Raw genomic sequence first — 15,469 nt, forward strand, 5'->3', positions numbered from 1 at the left:
GCCTTGCGATGCTCCCCCACTGCCTGAAGGGCGTGGGAGGTGCCCCCGGCACCGGACGCCGCGAGCTTCCCGGCAAACCTTCCCGGTCACAGCACTAGCTAGCCGGCCGGGACCGGTTCCGGCAGACCGATCGGCCAGGTGTGGACCGGCTCGCCGAACTTCGTCAGCTCGCGGTAGCGCCGGGTGGTGGCGGCCAGGGCGGCCTCCCGGCCCAGCCCGTGCTCCAGTGCCCGGTGGAAGGTGGCGGCCTGCCACTCCGCGCCGTTGGTCCGGCGCCGGCACCGCTCCTCGATCACGCCCAGATACAGGTCCCGGTCGGCGCGCTCCACAGCCCACGCGGTCAGTCCGGCCTCCGCGAGCGGAAGCAGTTCGTCACGGACCAGGGTGACGGCGTCGACCTCGGCCGTGCCGGAGTGCCGCCCGCGCCGGGGCCAGGTGAACCGGGCGTCGATGCCGTGCCGGCAGGCTGCATCGAAGTTGGCGGCCGCGGCCTGGAAGGACAGCCGGGTCCACACCGGGCGGGGTTCCTCGGCCAGGGCGCGCACGAGGCCGTAGTAGAAGGCCGCGTTGGCGATCACGTCGGTGACGGTGGGTCCGGCGGGCAGCACCCGGTTCTCCACGCGCAGGTGCGGCACGCCGTCCGCGATGTCGTAGACCGGACGGTTCCAGCGGTAGACGGTGCCGTTGTGCAGGACGAGCTCGGCCAGCTTGGGCACGCCGCCCGCGTCCAGCACGTCGAGGGGGTCCTCGCCGTCGCAGATGGGCAGCAGGGCCGGGAAGTAGCGCAGGTTCTCCTCGAAGAGGTCGTACGCCGAGGAGATCCACCGTTCGCCGAACCAGGTGCGCGGCCGCACGCCCTGGGCCTGGAGCTCGGGCGGGCGGGTGTCGGTGGACTGCTGGAACAGCGGCGGCCGCGACTCCCGCCACAGCTCGCGCCCGAAGAGGAAGGGCGAGTTGGCGCCGACGGCTATCTGCGCGGCGCAGGCCGCCTGAGCCGCGTTCCACACGTCCGCGAAACGGCCCGGGGTGACCTGGAGGTGCAGTTGCACGGAGGTGCAGGCGGCCTCGGGCGCGATGGACTTCGAGGTGCAGGTGAGATGCTCCACGCCGTCGATGTCGAGGGTGAACTCCTCGCCGCGGGCCGCCACGATCTGATCGTTCAGCAGCACGTAGCGGTCGACGTCGGAGAGATTGGAGGAGACCAGGTCGTCCCGGCCGAGGGTGGGCAGAATACCGATCATCGCTATTCCGGCGTCCACCTCACCGGCTTTCCGGTCGGCATATGCCAGCGACGTCCGCAACTCCTCGGCGAGCTGGTCGAATACCCGGCCACCCAAGCGGTGTGGGGCGATGTTGACTTCCAGATTGAACATGGCGAGTTCTGTTTGGAAGTCGCGACTCGCGATGCGCTCGAGAACTTGCGCATTCAGCATTTTCGGCATGCCGTCGGGGCCGACCAGATTCAATTCGATCTCCAGCCCCATGAGGTTCTTGGGCCGGTCGAACCGCTTCTCGTCCAGCAACCGCTCCAGCCCCGTCAGGCACCGCCGCAGCTTGTCGCGGTAGCGGTTGCGGTCCGACAGGTCCAACTGGCCGGCGACGACCTTCTCCCCCATCGCAGCGTCCCTCCTCGCAAGGCGGGCCGAAGATCCGGCCGCCGGGGTCCCGGTCAGGTGGGATGATGCCCCGCCAACGCGATCGATAACGTCCCGCTCCCGCCCCGCACCGACTACTCTGGTCCTGTGTGACCGGAGGCACATTCACGGGGCATGCGGCAGCCAGCAGTTTCGGGTACCCGACGGAACTCGTGAAAAACGCCGACAAGATCAGGCCGACCGCCGTGCGGGCACAACTCGAGGTCATCGCGATACGGCTGACGCGGAGCGGGGATGATTCCCGATTGACTCCGTCCGAATAGACTCTTGCCGTTCACATGAAAAACAGCTAGGCGAAACACCATCTGAACATTTGTCGTATAAACTCTGCACCACGGCAGAAGTTGGCGCCCCCAGCCCTGAACACCGTCAGGAGCCCGTGAGGCAGGCCGCGCCCCGCACCCCTCGCTCACCAGAGCCCGGCTGCAGCCTGCTCCTGCCCTGAGAGCTGACAACGCCGTCCGCACCCAGCCCGCCCTCGCGCCACCGTGCCTGTCGAATGAGAGGCGACCCACCATGCCGCTGCATGTACCCCCGGCTCCCGCGCCCGCCCTGCGTTCCGTCCTCACGGCACTCGGTTCCCCCACCGCGGTCCGCGAGGCCGGGTCACCCGCGCTTCGCTCCGCCCAGGAGCCCGCGACCCCCGAGCTTCCGTTGCCGGTGCACGTCCTGGACCGGATCACCCCCGAGGGAATCTCCGCGACCAGGCTGGCCGGATGGCGCTTCCTGATCCGCTGCGGCGACCACGCCGTGGCCGCGGCCGAGACCATGCTGACCCCCGACGGCTGGACCTTCTCGCACTTCTTCGAAGGCCCCTACGTCACCTCCACCGAGCGCGCGTTGCGCCAGGCGGAGGCCATGAGCCAGCCGTACCAGCCGCGCCTGCTGTCCATGCCCAGCCTGTACATGCTCACGCTGTGGCTGCACGGCGACCTCTCCGACGACGGTTCCACCGGCCACCCGGCCGCCACCGACCTGCTCGTGCCGCTCGCGCCGGCCCCGCCCGGTATCGCGGCCCACCTTCCGCACCAGGTCGCCGACCTGCTCCCGGTCCTCACCCATCGGGTGACTCCGATCCGGCTCATGGGCTCCCCCGCCTGACCTCCCGCCTTGCCGATCGGCGTCGTACCCCGCTGCCGGAGTCCCCGGCGGCGGGGTACGACGCCGTTCAGCCGCTGAACACGCTCGTACCGGGCGAGACCCGCTCGCATGACCGGCGTTCGCGACCGGGGGTCCGCTCGGACTAGCCCCATCCGGCCAGTGCGAACCACCCGAAGAGGCGGTGCTGTCGGGATGAACCGCTCGTGCGTGTGACGCGTCTCCTACGGGTGAGAAGCGGTGCTGCGAAATCCCTGCGGAATCAGGCCCGTGGGGGAACACTGGTTTTGACCGACTCGACAAACGGGGGGCGGCCATGGAGAACACCATCAGCCGCGGAACACGCACGACAGCCGACAGCGATCACACGACAGAGCGAAAGATCCCCTCAATGTGCCAGCACCAGCCACCGTGCCCGTCAGCCGACTCCGCCGACCGGGAATCCGCCCGTCTCGTGGCACACCACCCGGAGCAGGGCTGGAGCCTGCTGTGCAACGGCGTCCTGTTCTTCGAGGACACCGGTGAGCTCCTGCCGGACGGCCAGATCATCGCCCCGCACCGCCCGCTGGGCGCCGACCGGGTGGTGACCGCCGCCTGAGCACCACCGGGCGGCTTCGGCGAACCGCCCGCGGATCACCAGGGGCCGGCGCGCACGCCCGCGCGAACCGGCCCCGACGCATGTCCGGGGCCGGCCACTCCCGGTGGTCGGCCGGTGACACGATCGCCGTCCGGGTGCCGCCCGTCACCGGCGGTACACGGCCCTCGGTCGCGGTCAGCCACCGGCGGGACGGCGCGGATGCCGCGGCTGGTGGTCGAACCAGTCGAAGGCCGCGCTGCCCTCGGTGACGTACATGCCGATCACCGCCCGGTGAAGCCGGCCGCGACCTGGGTGGACAGATGGCGCCCGTCGAGTTCGGCCAGCGCCAGCGTGCCCTCCGCGCCCTCGGCGGAGAAGGCGATCACGTCCGGGCCGGCCGCGCGGACCCCGGTCGCCGCCGGGACGCCGCTCGCCGGCCGGTCCGGAGCCGTGACCGTGGGCGGGGGCACGTCGTCCGTGCGGATGTCCACGACGAGGGTGAGCGTTTCGCCACTGACGGCGAACCTTCCGGAGCCGCACTGCAGGTGCGGCTCCGGAAGGGGACAAGGGTGCGCGGGCCGTGGGCGGGCCGTCAGCGGCCCGTGGTCAGTTCCCTGAGCGCGACGTTGAGTTGGAGGACGTTGACCCGCGGCTCGCCGATGAAGCCGAGGGTGCGGCTCTCGGTGTGCTCCCGCACCAGGTGCTCGACCCGGGCGACGGCCAGGTGGTTGCGCTCCGCCACCCGGTGCGCCTGGAGAAGCGCGTACGCCGGGGAGATGTCCGGGTCCAGACCCGAACCCGAGGAGGTCACGGCATCGGCCGGAACCTGGGAGGGCTTCACCTTGTAGTCGGACGTGGAGTTGACCCTGACCACCTCGGCCCGCGCCTGCTCGACCGCCTTGACCAGCCCGGGGTTGTTCGCGGCGAGGTTGGTGGCGCCGGAAATGAGCAGCTTGTACTGGGTGTTCAGGGTGTTGGTGCCCAGCCCGGCGGCCGGGCGCGGCTGGAAGTAGTCGAGGCCGTAGTGCTGTTGGCCGATCAGTGAGGAGCCCACGACCCGGCCGCCCTCCCTGACCTCGGAGCCGTTCGCCCGGTGCCCGAGAAAGGCCTGGGCCACGCCCGTGACGACGAGCGGGTAGACGACGCCGGTGAGCAGGGTGAGCGCGAGCAGTGCCCGCAGGCCCGCCGCCAGCAGTCGGCCGGTGTTCACAAGGGACTGGTTCATGTGCGTCAGCCGATCCCGGGAATCAGGGAGATGATCAGGTCGATGAGCTTGATTCCGATGAAGGGCGCGATCAGCCCGCCGAGGCCGTAGACCGCGAGGTTGCGGCGGAGCATCCGGTCCGCGCTCGTCGGCCGGTAGCGCACACCCCGCAGGGCGAGCGGCACCAGCGCGATGATGACCAGCGCGTTGAAGACGACCGCGGACAGGATCGCCGAGTCCGGCGAGGACAGCTGCATGATGTTCAGCTTGTCCAGACCCGGGTAGACCGCGGCGAAGAGGGCCGGGATGATCGCGAAGTACTTCGCCACGTCGTTGGCGATGGAGAACGTCGTGAGCGCGCCGCGGGTGATCAGGAGCTGCTTGCCGATCTCGACGATCTCGATCAGCTTGGTCGGGTCGGAGTCGAGGTCGACCATGTTGCCGGCCTCCTTGGCGGCCGACGTGCCGGTGTTCATCGCCACGCCGACGTCGGCCTGGGCCAGCGCGGGCGCGTCGTTGGTGCCGTCACCGGTCATCGCGACCAGCCTGCCGCCACTCTGCTCGCGTTTGATCAGCGCCATCTTGTCCTCGGGCGTGGCCTCGGCGAGGAAGTCGTCGACACCGGCCTCGTCCGCGATCGCCCGGGCGGTCAGCGGGTTGTCACCCGTGATCATGACGGTCCTGATGCCCATCCGGCGCAGTTCGGCGAAGCGTTCCCGCATGCCGTTCTTGACCACGTCCTTGAGATGGATGACACCCAGGACCCGGGCCCCGCCCTGGTCCTTCACGGCGACCAGCAGCGGTGTGCCGCCGGCCGCGGAGATCTCCTTCGAGAGGCGGTCGGCGTCCTCGGCGATCCGCCCGTCCTGCTCCTCGACCCAGGCGATGACGGACCCCGTCGCGCCCTTGCGGATCCTGCGGCCGTCCACGTCCACGCCGGACATCCGTGTCTGGGCGGTGAACGCGATCCACTCGGCTCCCGCGAGCTCCCCCTGGTGCCGCTCGCGCAGCCCGTACTTCTCCTTGGCCAGCACCACCACGGAACGGCCCTCGGGCGTCTCGTCGGCCAGCGAGGAGAGCTGGGCGGCGTCCGCCAGCTCGGCGGCGGTGGTACCGCGCACCGGGGCGAACTCCGCGGCCCTTCGGTTGCCGAGGGTGATCGTGCCGGTCTTGTCCAGCAGCAGCGTCGACACGTCGCCGGCGGCCTCGACCGCCCGCCCCGACATCGCCAGCACATTGCGCTGGACCAGCCGGTCCATGCCCGCGATGCCGATGGCCGACAGCAGCGCGCCGATCGTCGTCGGGATCAGGCAGACCAGCAGCGCGACCAGCACCACCATGGTCAGGTGCGTGCCCGCGTAGTCGGCGAACGGCGGCAGCGTGGCGCACGCGAGGAGGAAGACGATCGTCAGCGCGGCCAGCAGGATGTTCAGCGCGATCTCGTTGGGCGTCTTCTGCCGCGCGGCGCCCTCGACGAGGCCGATCATCCGGTCGATGAAGGTCTCGCCGGGCTTGGTGGTGATCTTGACGACGATACGGTCGGACAGGACCCTGGTGCCGCCGGTCACCGCCGATCGATCACCGCCGGACTCGCGGATCACCGGCGCCGACTCGCCGGTGATGGCCGACTCGTCGACGGAGGCGACGCCCTCGACGACGTCCCCGTCGCCCGGGATGACGTCGCCCGCCTCGCACACGACGAGGTCGCCGACGCGCAGCTCGGTGCCGGGGACCTCGGTCCCGTCCACCCGGTGCGCCACGGTGTCGGTCTTGGCCCGGCGCAGGGTCTCCGCCTGCGCCTTGCCACGGCCCTCGGCGACCGCCTCGGCGAGGTTGGCGAAGACGACGGTCAGCCACAGCCAGGCGCTGATCGCCCAGCCGAACCAGTCGCCCGGCCGGGTGACGGAGAAGGCGGTGGTCAGCACCGAGCCCATCCACACCACGAACATCACCGGTGACTTGACCATCACCCGCGGATCGAGCTTGCGGAAGGCGTCGGGCAGCGACCTGACCAGCTGCCGGGCGTCGAAGAGGCCGGCACCGACCCGGCCCTGGCCGGACGGGTGCCCGGTGGGCACGTCGCTGTGCGGTGCCCGGGTCCTGGTGACTGCGGACATGGAGTCCCCGTGGTTGTGTGTGGAAGTGGTCATCACGCCAACCCCTCGGCGAGCGGGCCCAGCGCGAGGGCCGGGAAGTACGTCAGACCGACGACGATCAGGACGGCGCCCACCAACATGCCGGTGAACAGCGGCTTCTCGGTACGCAGCGTGCCCGCGGTGACGGGCACCGGCTGCTGCCCGCCCAGGGAACCGGCCAGGGCGAGGACGAACACCATCGGCAGGAAGCGGCCGAGCAGCATGGCGAGCCCGGTCGTGGTGTTGAACCAGTCGGTGTTCGCGTTCAGACCGGCGAAGGCCGAGCCGTTGTTGTTCGCGGCCGAGGTGTAGGCGTAGAGCACTTCGGAGAATCCGTGCGCGCCCGGGTTGAGCGCCGAGTGCGGCGGGGTCGGCAGGGCCATCGCGAAGGCGCTGAACACCAGCACCAGCGCCGGGGTGATGAGGATGTAGACGGCGGCCAGTTTGATCTCTCGGGAGCCGATCTTCTTGCCCAGGTACTCGGGTGTGCGCCCGACCATCAGACCGGCGATGAAGACGGCGATGACGGCCATGATCAGGATGCCGTACAGGCCCGAGCCGACACCGCCGGGCGCGATCTCGCCGAGCATCATGCCGAGCATCGCGATCCCGCCGCCGAACCCGGTGAGCGAGGAGTGCGCGGCGTCGACGGCGCCCGTCGAGGTGAGCGTGGTCGACGCCGCGAAGATCGAGGAGGCGCCGATGCCGAACCGGACCTCCTTGCCCTCCATCGCGCCGCCCGCGATCCGCAGCGCGCCTTCGTGGTGGGCGAACTCGGTCCACATCAGCAGGGAGACGAAGGCGAGCCAGATGGTGGCCATCGCCGCGAGGATCGCGTAGCCCTGCCGGACCGAGCCGACCATGACGCCGAAGGTCCGGGTCAGCGCGAAGGGGATCACCAGGATCAGGAAGATCTCGAAGAGGTTGGAGAAGGGCGTCGGGTTCTCGAAGGGGTGGGCGCTGTTGGCGTTGAAGTAGCCGCCACCGTTGGTGCCCAGTTCCTTGATGGCCTCCTGGGAGGCCACCGCGCCGCCTTTCCACTGCTGCGCGCCGCCGAAGAACTGACCGGCCTCGTGGATCCCGGAGAGGTTCTGGATCACCCCGCAGGCCACCAGCACGATCGCGGCGACCACGGCGAGCGGGAGGAGGATGCGCACGATGCCGCGCACCAGGTCGGCCCAGAAGTTGCCCAGTTCACCGGTGCGGGACCGGGCGAAGCCGCGCACCAGGGCCACGGCCACAGCCATGCCGACAGCCGCCGAGGCGAAGTTCTGTACGGCGAGACCCGCGGTCTGCACCACGTGCCCCATGGTCTGCTCGCCGGAGTACGACTGCCAGTTGGTGTTGGTGACGAAGGACGCGGCGGTGTTGAAGGCCTGGGCGGGGCCGACGGACCGGAAGCCGAGCGAGAGCGGCAGCACGCCCTGGATCCGCTGGAGCAGGTACAGGAAGAGAACACCGGCCAGGGAGAAGGCGAGCACGGCGCGGATGTACGCGGGCCAGCGCATCTCCGCGTCCGGATCGGCGCCGACGGCCCGGTAGACCCATCTCTCGACCCGCAAGTGGCGCTGCGCGCGGTAGACGCCGGCCATGTAGGTGCCGAGCGGTATGTAGGCGAGCGCCAGTGCGGCCATGAGAGCGAGCAGCTGGAGCACTCCGGCGAGTACGGGACTCATGACGCTGCTCAGAACCTCTCCGGGAAGATCAGGGCGAGGACGAGATAGCCCAGCAGGGCGACGGCCACGACCAGGCCGACGACGTTCTCGGCGGTCACAGCTTCGTCACCCCCTTGACGGCGAGGGCCACGAGCGCGAACACCGCGAGCGTGACGACGACGAAGGCCACATCGGCCATCGCGAACTCCTGGAATGAGAGGCGAACGGACATCAACCATTCGAGGAAACGACCTCCTCTGCCCGATTCCGACCACCGTTGACGGCTCCCTTACGGCGGCACACCCACCCTTGACGAAGCCCTGACGACGCGCCACCCGGCCACGTCGGCGGGGTGGCGTCAAGAACCGGCGCGGGCGCGTCAGGGGCGTGTCAAGGTCAGGTGCCGAAGCCCTCGGGGGGCTCTAACGTCGAGGACATGGGACACCGCGACGACGAGCTGGCCGGCACGGACCCGGTGGCGCGGGAAGCAGGCCGCACGGCCCGCACCCACCCGTGGGGGCGGGAGCTGCGCACCTCGGTCTGCTGCTCCCTGACGCTGCTCGCCCTGTTGCTCCTGATCGACTGGGGCACGGGCAGCCTCACCTGGTGGCGCGGGGCGCTCTGGCTCACGCTCGCGGTACTGCTCTTCGTGGTGCTGTGCCCGCCCCGCGTCCGCGCCGGCCGGGGCTGGATCGCCTCCCGGTCGCTGCTGCGCAGCCGCCTGGTCCGCACCGACCTGCTGGTGTCGGTGCGCGCGGTCGACGGTGTCTGCCGGCGGCTGGTGCTGCTGGACTCCCTCGGCGGGCGGGTGGAGCTGGATCCCGAGGTCCTGGTGGACCATCCCGACGTCTGGCACCGCCTCGACGAGGACGCCCGGCACTGCGTGGCGGCGGGACGGCTCCGGTGCGGGACGGACGAACTGCGGGACATCTCCGAGCAGGTGGACCGGGAGACCGCGCTGGCGGTGTTCCGGGTCTCGGGACTGGAGTCATGACGCTGGGTGTCCACTCCGGGCTCCGCTGCCCTGTCTCCCCGGACGGCCCAAGGCGCGCTCCCCCCGGATGGCCCACGGCATGGCGAAACATGTGTGTCCGCTGGTCATGAAGTGACCTCGGGGTCGCCACGGCCCCTTTTGACAGAAGATTGACCGCTGCTCACCTGGGTACTTGTGAACGCCTGCGTTACTCTCCGCATACATTGGTGACCTGTTCACATGATGGCCCGGTCCGTGATGGCCCGGTCGACACGCGAGCCACATCTCAGGAGCAGGGGCATGGCGACCACCGAGCACCCTCCCAGTCGTCTGCGCGCCTGGATGCTGGAGGGCCTGTCCGACATGGGCAAGGGCGTTCAGCAGGCCCCGCACGCCCCGCCGGAGCCGCCGCACACGGGACAGCGGTGGTGGAGGGTGATGTGCCTGACCGGCGTCGACTACTTCTCGACACTCGGCTACCAGCCGGGCATCGCGGCGCTGGCGGCCGGGCTGCTGTCACCGATCGCCACCATCGTGCTGGTCCTCGTCACCCTCGCGGGCGCGCTGCCGGTGTACCGCAGGGTGGCGGCGGAGAGCCCGCACGGCGCGGGCTCGATCGCGATGCTGGAGCGGCTGCTGTCGTTCTGGCAGGGCAAACTGTTCGTGCTGACCCTGCTCGGCTTCGCCGCCACCGACTTCCTGATCACCATGACGCTGTCGGCCGCGGACGCATCGACCCACCTGGTGGAGAACCCGCATCTGACGGCCGCGCTGCACAGCCACCAGATGCTGATCACGCTCCTGCTCATCGCGCTGCTCGGCGCTGTCTTCCTCAAGGGCTTCGTGGAGGCGATCGGCGTCGCCTTCGCCCTGGTCGGGATCTATCTCGCGCTGAACGCCGTCGTGGTGGTCGTCGGTATGTGGCACGTCCTCGCCGTCGGCCATGTGGTCACCGACTGGACCGGCGCCCTGACCGCCCAGCACGGCAACGTCTTCCTGATGGTCGGCGTGGCCCTGCTCGTCTTCCCCAAGCTCGCGCTCGGCCTGTCCGGCTTCGAGACCGGCGTCGCCGTCATGCCGCACGTACGGGGCAACCCGGACGACACCGAGGAGCGGCCCACCGGCCGGATCCGGGACACCAGGAAGCTGCTGACCACGGCCGCGCTGATCATGAGCTGCTTCCTGATCGCCACCAGCTTCATCACCACGCTGCTGATCCCGGCGCCGGAGTTCAAGGCCGGCGGCCAGGCCAACGGCCGCGCCCTGGCCTATCTGGCGCACGAGTACCTCGGCAACACCTTCGGCACGGTCTACGACGTCTCGACCATCCTGATCCTGTGGTTCGCGGGCGCCTCCGCGATGGCCGGTCTGCTCAACCTGATGCCCAGGTATCTGCCCCGCTACGGAATGGCCCCGCACTGGGCGCGGGCGGTCCGCCCGATGGTCATCGTCTTCACCCTGATCGGCTTCCTGGTCACCTGGATCTTCGACGCCAACGTCGACAAGCAGGGCGGCGCGTACGCCACGGGCGTGCTCGTGCTGATCAGCTCCGCGGCGATCGCCGTGACCATCGCCGCCCGCAGGGCCGGCCAGCACAACTGGACCATCGCGTTCGGGGTCATCTCGGCAGTGTTCCTCTACACGACCGTCGTCAACGTCATCGAGCGTCCCGACGGTGTGAAGATCGGCGCCTGCTTCATCGCCGGGATCATCCTGGTCTCGTTGCTGTCGCGGCTCGCCCGCTCCTTCGAGCTGCGGGTGACGAGCGTGACGCTGGACGACATGGCGGAACGGTTCGTCAGGGACATCGCCAGCCGCAAGATCCGGTTCATCGCCAAGGAGCCCGAGCGGCAGGACAAGGCCGAGTACCGCGACAAGATCGAGCAGATCCGCAGCGACAGCGACATCCCGCCCACGGAGGACTTCGTCTTCGTCGAGGTGACGGTCACCGACCCCTCGGAGTTCGAGGCCGGCCTGGCCGTGCACGGCGAGGTCAGGCACGACCGCTACCGCGTGCTGGCCCTGGAGTCCGCGTCCGTCTCGAACGCCCTGGCCGCGCTCCTCCTGCACGTCCGGGACATGACCGGCCGCACCCCGCACATCTACTTCGAGTGGACCGAGGGCAACCCGTTCGCCAACTTCCTGCGCTTCTTCCTCTTCGGCCAGGGCGAGGTCGCGCCGGTGACGCGCGAGGTGCTGCGCGAGGCGGAGCCGGACCGCACCAAGCGCCCGCGGGTGCACACCGGCTGAGCCGCGCCCGCGAACGGCCCGTCCCCAGGTACGCCCCACACCGCCCGCGGCCCTATCGTGACCGGCATGCAGTCCTACACGATCGGGCAGGCGGCCCGGCTGCTCGGCGTCAGCCCGGACACCGCGCGCCGCTGGGCGGACGCGGGCCGGATGGTCACCCACCGCGACGACAGCGGACGCCGGCTCATCGACGGCCGGGACCTCGCCGCGTTCTCGGTCGAGCTGGCCCGGACCGGCGGCGGCGAGGAGGGCCCCTCGTACACGTCGGCCCGCAACGCCTTCGCCGGCATCGTGACCGCCATCAAACTCGGCGACGTCGCCGCCCAGGTCGAGATCCAGGCCGGCCCGCACCGACTCGTCTCCCTGCTGACCCGGGAGGCCGTGGAGGAACTGGGCCTGGAGGTCGGCATGGAGGCCACCGCCCGCGTGAAGTCGACGAACGTGCACATCGACCGCGCCTAGGGCCTCACCCCCGGGCACGCGCGCGACGGCCGCCGTCCCCGCATGTCGCCCGGACACCGCTGACGTACCGCGGGCCGCAGCGGTCCTGCGGCAGGACCGGCTGGGGACCGGCGCCGTCGATGGTCACCGCGAGCAGGACCGGAGCGTCGGCGAAGTCGGGATCGATCTCGGCCCACGACAGCAACGCGTGATGCCGCCTCGGCGGCCGTGGCCGCGATCAGGAGGCTCAGCCGGTCGTTGCGCCGGGCCGGATCCACAACGGGCCCCGCTGCGGACAGCACGCCGTACAGGCGGGGCCGGTGAACCGGTGGTGCTGCACTCCGCTGGTGGCGCATGCGAAGGCGACTCCCACCCGGTGCTGCGGCCACCCGAGCAGCTACCCGCGCGGTCGGCGGGGGCGGGCGGGCGACGTCGCCGGTCGGGTCGAGTTCCGCGAGTGTCACGGGCCACTCACCTCCTGAGGGTCCGTGCCCGAACGACCACCCCGTATAAACGCACATGCAAGCCGTCCCCCGCACATGGCCAGCTCATGCGATGCAACGGGGCCCTTACGCCTGGCAATTGCGGCAGTATGATCGGCGCACGGCCGCTGGCCGGTCGTGGCAGGGCGCGACAGCTTCTTCCGTGCGGAGCCAGAGGAGTAGAACCGTGATGACCCGTTCCACACGACGGACCAGGACGCTGCAGTCGGGGGCCGCGGGGGCCGCGGCGTTGCTGGCTCTCAGTGCCTGCTCCACCTCGTCCTCCGACGGTCCGCCCTCGGCCGGATCCGGCACGCCGGCGTCCTCCGTGCCGAAGCTGTCCGGCACCGTGACCGTCTTCGCCGCCGCCTCGCTGAAGGAGAGCTTCACCACGCTCGGCAAGGAGTTCGAGCAGCAGCACCCGGACACCAAGGTCACCTTCAACTTCGGCGGCAGCGACAGCCTCGCCGCGAGCATCACCTCCGGTGCCCCCGCCGACGTGTTCGCCGCCGCCAGCACCAGGACCATGGCGATCGTGACCGACGAGCAGGACGCGGCCGGCCCACCGGTCACCTTCGTCCGCAACCAGCTCGAGATCGCGACCGCGCCGGGCAACCCGGACAAGATCTCCTCGCTGAAGGACCTCACCAGGTCCGGCCTGAAGGTCGTGCTGTGCGACAAGACGGTGCCCTGCGGCGCCGCCGCCCGGAAGGTGCTGGACGCGAGCCACCTCGAGCTGACCCCGGTCTCCTACGAGCAGGACGTCAAGAGCGCCCTGACGAAGGTCGAGCTGAAGGAGGCCGACGCGGCCCTCGTCTACAAGACCGACGTGAAGGCCGCCGGCGGCAGGGTCCAGGGCGTGGAGTTCCCAGAGTCGGCCGAGGCCGTCAACGACTACCCGATCACCCTGCTCAAGAACGCGCCCAACTCCACCGCGGCCAAGACGTTCATCGAGCTGGTGACGTCGGCCGAGGGCCGGCAGGTCCTGACCGGGGCCGGGTTCCTGAAGCCGTGACGAAGACCGACGAGGCCCGCGCCGTGACCCCGAAGAACGGGTCACGGCGCGGCCGCGCCCTCGGCGGCGCGCCGTTGCCCCTGCTGATCCCCGCCCTGGTCGGCCTGGCCTTCCTGCTGCTGCCGCTGCTCGCCCTGCTGATCCGGGCCCCCTGGCGCAGCCTGCCGGACCAGCTGACCAGCGCCGAGGTGTGGCAGGCTCTCCAGTTGTCCCTGGTCAGCGCCACCGCCGCCACCGCCGTGAGCCTGGTGCTCGGCGTCCCGCTGGCCTGGCTGCTGGCCCGTACGGACTTCCCCGGACGCGGATTCGTCCGGGCCCTGGTCACGCTGCCCCTCGTACTGCCCCCGGTCGTGGGCGGTGTGGCCCTCCTGCTGGCCCTGGGGCGCAACGGTGTCGTCGGGCAGTGGCTGGACTCCTGGTTCGGCGTCACGCTGCCGTTCAGCACCGCCGGGGTGGTGGTCGCGGAGGCGTTCGTGGCCATGCCGTTCCTGGTGATCAGCGTCGAGGGCACTCTGCGGGCCGCCGACCCGCGGTACGAGGAGGCAGCCACCACGCTGGGCGCCTCCCGCTTCACCGCGTTCCGCCGGGTCACCCTGCCGCTGATCGCACCGGGCATCGCCGCCGGCGCCGTGCTCGCATGGGCGCGGGCGCTCGGCGAGTTCGGCGCGACGATCACCTTCGCCGGCAACTTCCCCGGCCGTACGCAGACCATGCCGCTGGCCGTCTACCTGGCCCTGCAGAACGACCCGGCGGCGGCGATCGCCCTGAGCCTGGTGCTGCTCGCGGTGTCGATCGCCGTCCTGGCGGGCTTGCGGGACCGTTGGATGACGGCCTCCCGATGAATCCGCCGCCGCTCCCGATCCGCCCCGCATCCAGGACGTTCATCTCATGACCGACATCGACCGGACCCCGGCCGGCGTGCGAACCGAGGCCGCGCCCGGGGAGGACCTGGACGCCCGCCTCGTCGTCGACCGCGGCGCCTTCCGCCTCGACATCGCGCTCACCGCCGCCCCCGGCGACGTGGTGGCGCTGCTCGGCCCGAACGGCGCCGGGAAGACGACGGCTCTGCGCGCGCTGGCGGGCCTGGTCCCGCTCACCGGCGGCCATCTGCGCCTGGACGGCGCCGCGCTGGACCGCACGCCGCCCGAGGCACGCCCGGTCGGTGTGGTCTTCCAGGACTACCTGCTGTTCCCGCACCTGTCGGCCCTGGACAACGTGGCCTTCGGGCCGCGCTGCCGGGGCGCGAGCAAGGCGGAGGCCCGCGCGCAGGCCGCGCGGTGGCTGGACCGGATGGGCCTGGCCGACCACACCGGTGCCAAGCCCCGCCGCCTCTCCGGCGGCCAGGCCCAGCGCGTGGCCCTCGCCCGCGCCCTGGCCACCGGGCCCCGGCTGCTGCTGCTCGACGAACCGCTCGCCGCGCTCGACGCCCGTACCCGTCTGGAGGTCCGCGCCCAGGTGCGCCGGCACCTCGACGAGTTCGAGGCCGTCGCCGTCCTGGTCACCCATGACCCGCTGGACGCGATGGTGCTGGCCGACCGGCTGGTCGTGGTCGAGCACGGCAGGGTCGTTCAGGAGGGCACCCCGTCGGAGATCGCCCGCCATCCGCGCACCGACTACGTCGCGCAGCTCGTCGGCCTGAACCTCTACCGCGGGCGGGCGGAGGGCCACGCCGTCCGCCTCGAGGCCGGTCCCGTCATCACCACCACCGAGGAGCTGTCGGGAACGGTGTTCGTGGCCTTCCCGCCGAGTGCCGTCACTCTCTTCCGGGACCGCCCCACGAGCGCCAGCGCGCGCAATCTGTGGCGCTGCGAGGTCGCCGGTCTGGAGACCCACGGCGACCAGATCCGCGCCGACCTGGCCGGCGAACTCGCCCTCACCGCTGACCTGACCACGGTCGCGGCCGCCGAGCTGGACCTGCACCCGGGCGCGGGGGTCTGGGCGACCGTCAAGGCGACGCAGACCCACGCCTACCCGGCCTGAGGCA

At 70.8% G+C, this 15,469-nt stretch carries 14 protein-coding genes and 1 pseudogene; 8 read left to right on the forward strand and 7 right to left on the reverse strand.

The window, feature by feature from the left end; translation table 11 throughout:
• Positions 1 to 98: 98 nt before the first annotated feature.
• Positions 99 to 1,616, reverse strand: coding sequence for a glutamate--cysteine ligase (locus tag ACFY4A_RS39565; protein WP_390834159.1), 1,518 nt, complete (start codon positions 1,614 to 1,616; stop codon positions 99 to 101).
• A gap of 555 nt (positions 1,617 to 2,171) precedes the next feature.
• On the opposite strand from ACFY4A_RS39565, the gene ACFY4A_RS39570 reads away from it, so the two are divergent.
• Both ACFY4A_RS39570 and ACFY4A_RS39575 read left to right on the forward strand, forming a co-directional pair.
• On the forward strand, positions 2,172 to 2,756 hold the full coding sequence (locus ACFY4A_RS39570; protein ID WP_390834160.1) for a hypothetical protein: 585 nt from the start codon (positions 2,172 to 2,174) through the stop codon (positions 2,754 to 2,756).
• A 388-nt stretch (positions 2,757 to 3,144) separates the two neighbouring features.
• The gene (locus ACFY4A_RS39575) at positions 3,145 to 3,351 is read left to right on the forward strand and encodes a DUF5999 family protein (RefSeq protein WP_281155090.1); all 207 of its coding nucleotides are present in this window, start codon (positions 3,145 to 3,147) and stop codon (positions 3,349 to 3,351) included.
• A gap of 260 nt (positions 3,352 to 3,611) precedes the next feature.
• Here ACFY4A_RS39575 and ACFY4A_RS39580 read toward each other — a convergent pair whose 3' ends face one another.
• From ACFY4A_RS39580 to kdpF, 5 genes are all read right to left on the reverse strand, one after another.
• Entirely contained in the window at positions 3,612 to 3,821 is a 210-nt protein-coding gene (locus ACFY4A_RS39580; RefSeq protein WP_390834161.1) for a hypothetical protein, read from the reverse strand.
• A gap of 101 nt (positions 3,822 to 3,922) precedes the next feature.
• Positions 3,923 to 4,555 (reverse strand): potassium-transporting ATPase subunit KdpC, encoded by a 633-nt coding sequence (gene kdpC / locus ACFY4A_RS39585; protein WP_390834162.1) that lies wholly within the window; start codon positions 4,553 to 4,555, stop codon positions 3,923 to 3,925.
• Positions 4,556 to 4,560: 5 nt separating this feature from the next.
• Positions 4,561 to 6,684 carry a potassium-transporting ATPase subunit KdpB gene (gene kdpB, locus ACFY4A_RS39590; RefSeq protein WP_390834163.1) on the reverse strand — a complete coding sequence of 708 codons (2,124 nt, stop codon included), beginning with the start codon at positions 6,682 to 6,684 and terminating at the stop codon, positions 4,561 to 4,563.
• Entirely contained in the window at positions 6,684 to 8,345 is a 1,662-nt protein-coding gene (kdpA, locus tag ACFY4A_RS39595) for a potassium-transporting ATPase subunit KdpA (protein ID WP_390834164.1), read from the reverse strand. Before kdpA ends, kdpB begins: the two co-directional genes overlap by 1 nt.
• 8 nt (positions 8,346 to 8,353) lie before the next feature.
• Positions 8,354 to 8,443: a K(+)-transporting ATPase subunit F gene (gene kdpF, locus ACFY4A_RS39600; RefSeq protein ID WP_009326374.1), complete on the reverse strand. Its 90-nt coding sequence runs from the start codon at positions 8,441 to 8,443 to the stop codon at positions 8,354 to 8,356.
• 317 nt (positions 8,444 to 8,760) lie between these two features.
• Here kdpF and ACFY4A_RS39605 point away from each other — a divergent pair, with 317 nt between their 5' ends.
• The 3 genes from ACFY4A_RS39605 to ACFY4A_RS39615 all read left to right on the forward strand — a co-directional run bounded on the left by ACFY4A_RS39605 (position 8,761) and on the right by ACFY4A_RS39615 (position 12,009).
• Positions 8,761 to 9,318, forward strand: a complete 558-nt coding sequence (locus ACFY4A_RS39605) for a hypothetical protein (protein WP_390834165.1) — start codon at positions 8,761 to 8,763, stop codon at positions 9,316 to 9,318.
• A 279-nt stretch (positions 9,319 to 9,597) separates the two neighbouring features.
• Entirely contained in the window at positions 9,598 to 11,547 is a 1,950-nt protein-coding gene (locus ACFY4A_RS39610) for an amino acid transporter (protein ID WP_390834166.1), read from the forward strand.
• Between the two features lie 66 nt (positions 11,548 to 11,613).
• Positions 11,614 to 12,009: a molybdopterin-binding protein gene (locus tag ACFY4A_RS39615; protein WP_390834167.1), complete on the forward strand. Its 396-nt coding sequence runs from the start codon at positions 11,614 to 11,616 to the stop codon at positions 12,007 to 12,009.
• 4 nt (positions 12,010 to 12,013) lie between these two features.
• Here the strand turns inward: ACFY4A_RS39615 and ACFY4A_RS39620 are convergent.
• Positions 12,014 to 12,452 (reverse strand): annotated as a pseudogene (locus tag ACFY4A_RS39620) (hypothetical protein).
• Between the two features lie 208 nt (positions 12,453 to 12,660).
• On the opposite strand from ACFY4A_RS39620, the gene modA reads away from it, so the two are divergent.
• Genes modA through ACFY4A_RS39635 form a run of 3 tightly spaced genes read left to right on the forward strand, consistent with a single transcriptional unit; the run spans position 12,661 to position 15,465 of the window.
• Positions 12,661 to 13,485, forward strand: coding sequence for a molybdate ABC transporter substrate-binding protein (modA, locus tag ACFY4A_RS39625; protein ID WP_390834168.1), 825 nt, complete (start codon positions 12,661 to 12,663; stop codon positions 13,483 to 13,485).
• Positions 13,482 to 14,327 carry a molybdate ABC transporter permease subunit gene (gene modB / locus ACFY4A_RS39630; protein WP_390834169.1) on the forward strand — a complete coding sequence of 282 codons (846 nt, stop codon included), beginning with the start codon at positions 13,482 to 13,484 and terminating at the stop codon, positions 14,325 to 14,327. The genes modA and modB overlap by 4 nt, the downstream gene beginning before the upstream one ends.
• Before the next feature lie 46 nt (positions 14,328 to 14,373).
• Positions 14,374 to 15,465 carry an ABC transporter ATP-binding protein gene (locus ACFY4A_RS39635; RefSeq protein ID WP_390834170.1) on the forward strand — a complete coding sequence of 364 codons (1,092 nt, stop codon included), beginning with the start codon at positions 14,374 to 14,376 and terminating at the stop codon, positions 15,463 to 15,465.
• Positions 15,466 to 15,469: the final 4 nt, after the last annotated feature.

The sequence above is a fragment of the Streptomyces sp. NPDC001292 genome (assembly GCF_042896465.1).
In the GTDB taxonomy this organism is placed as follows: Bacteria; Actinomycetota; Actinomycetes; order Streptomycetales; family Streptomycetaceae; genus Streptomyces.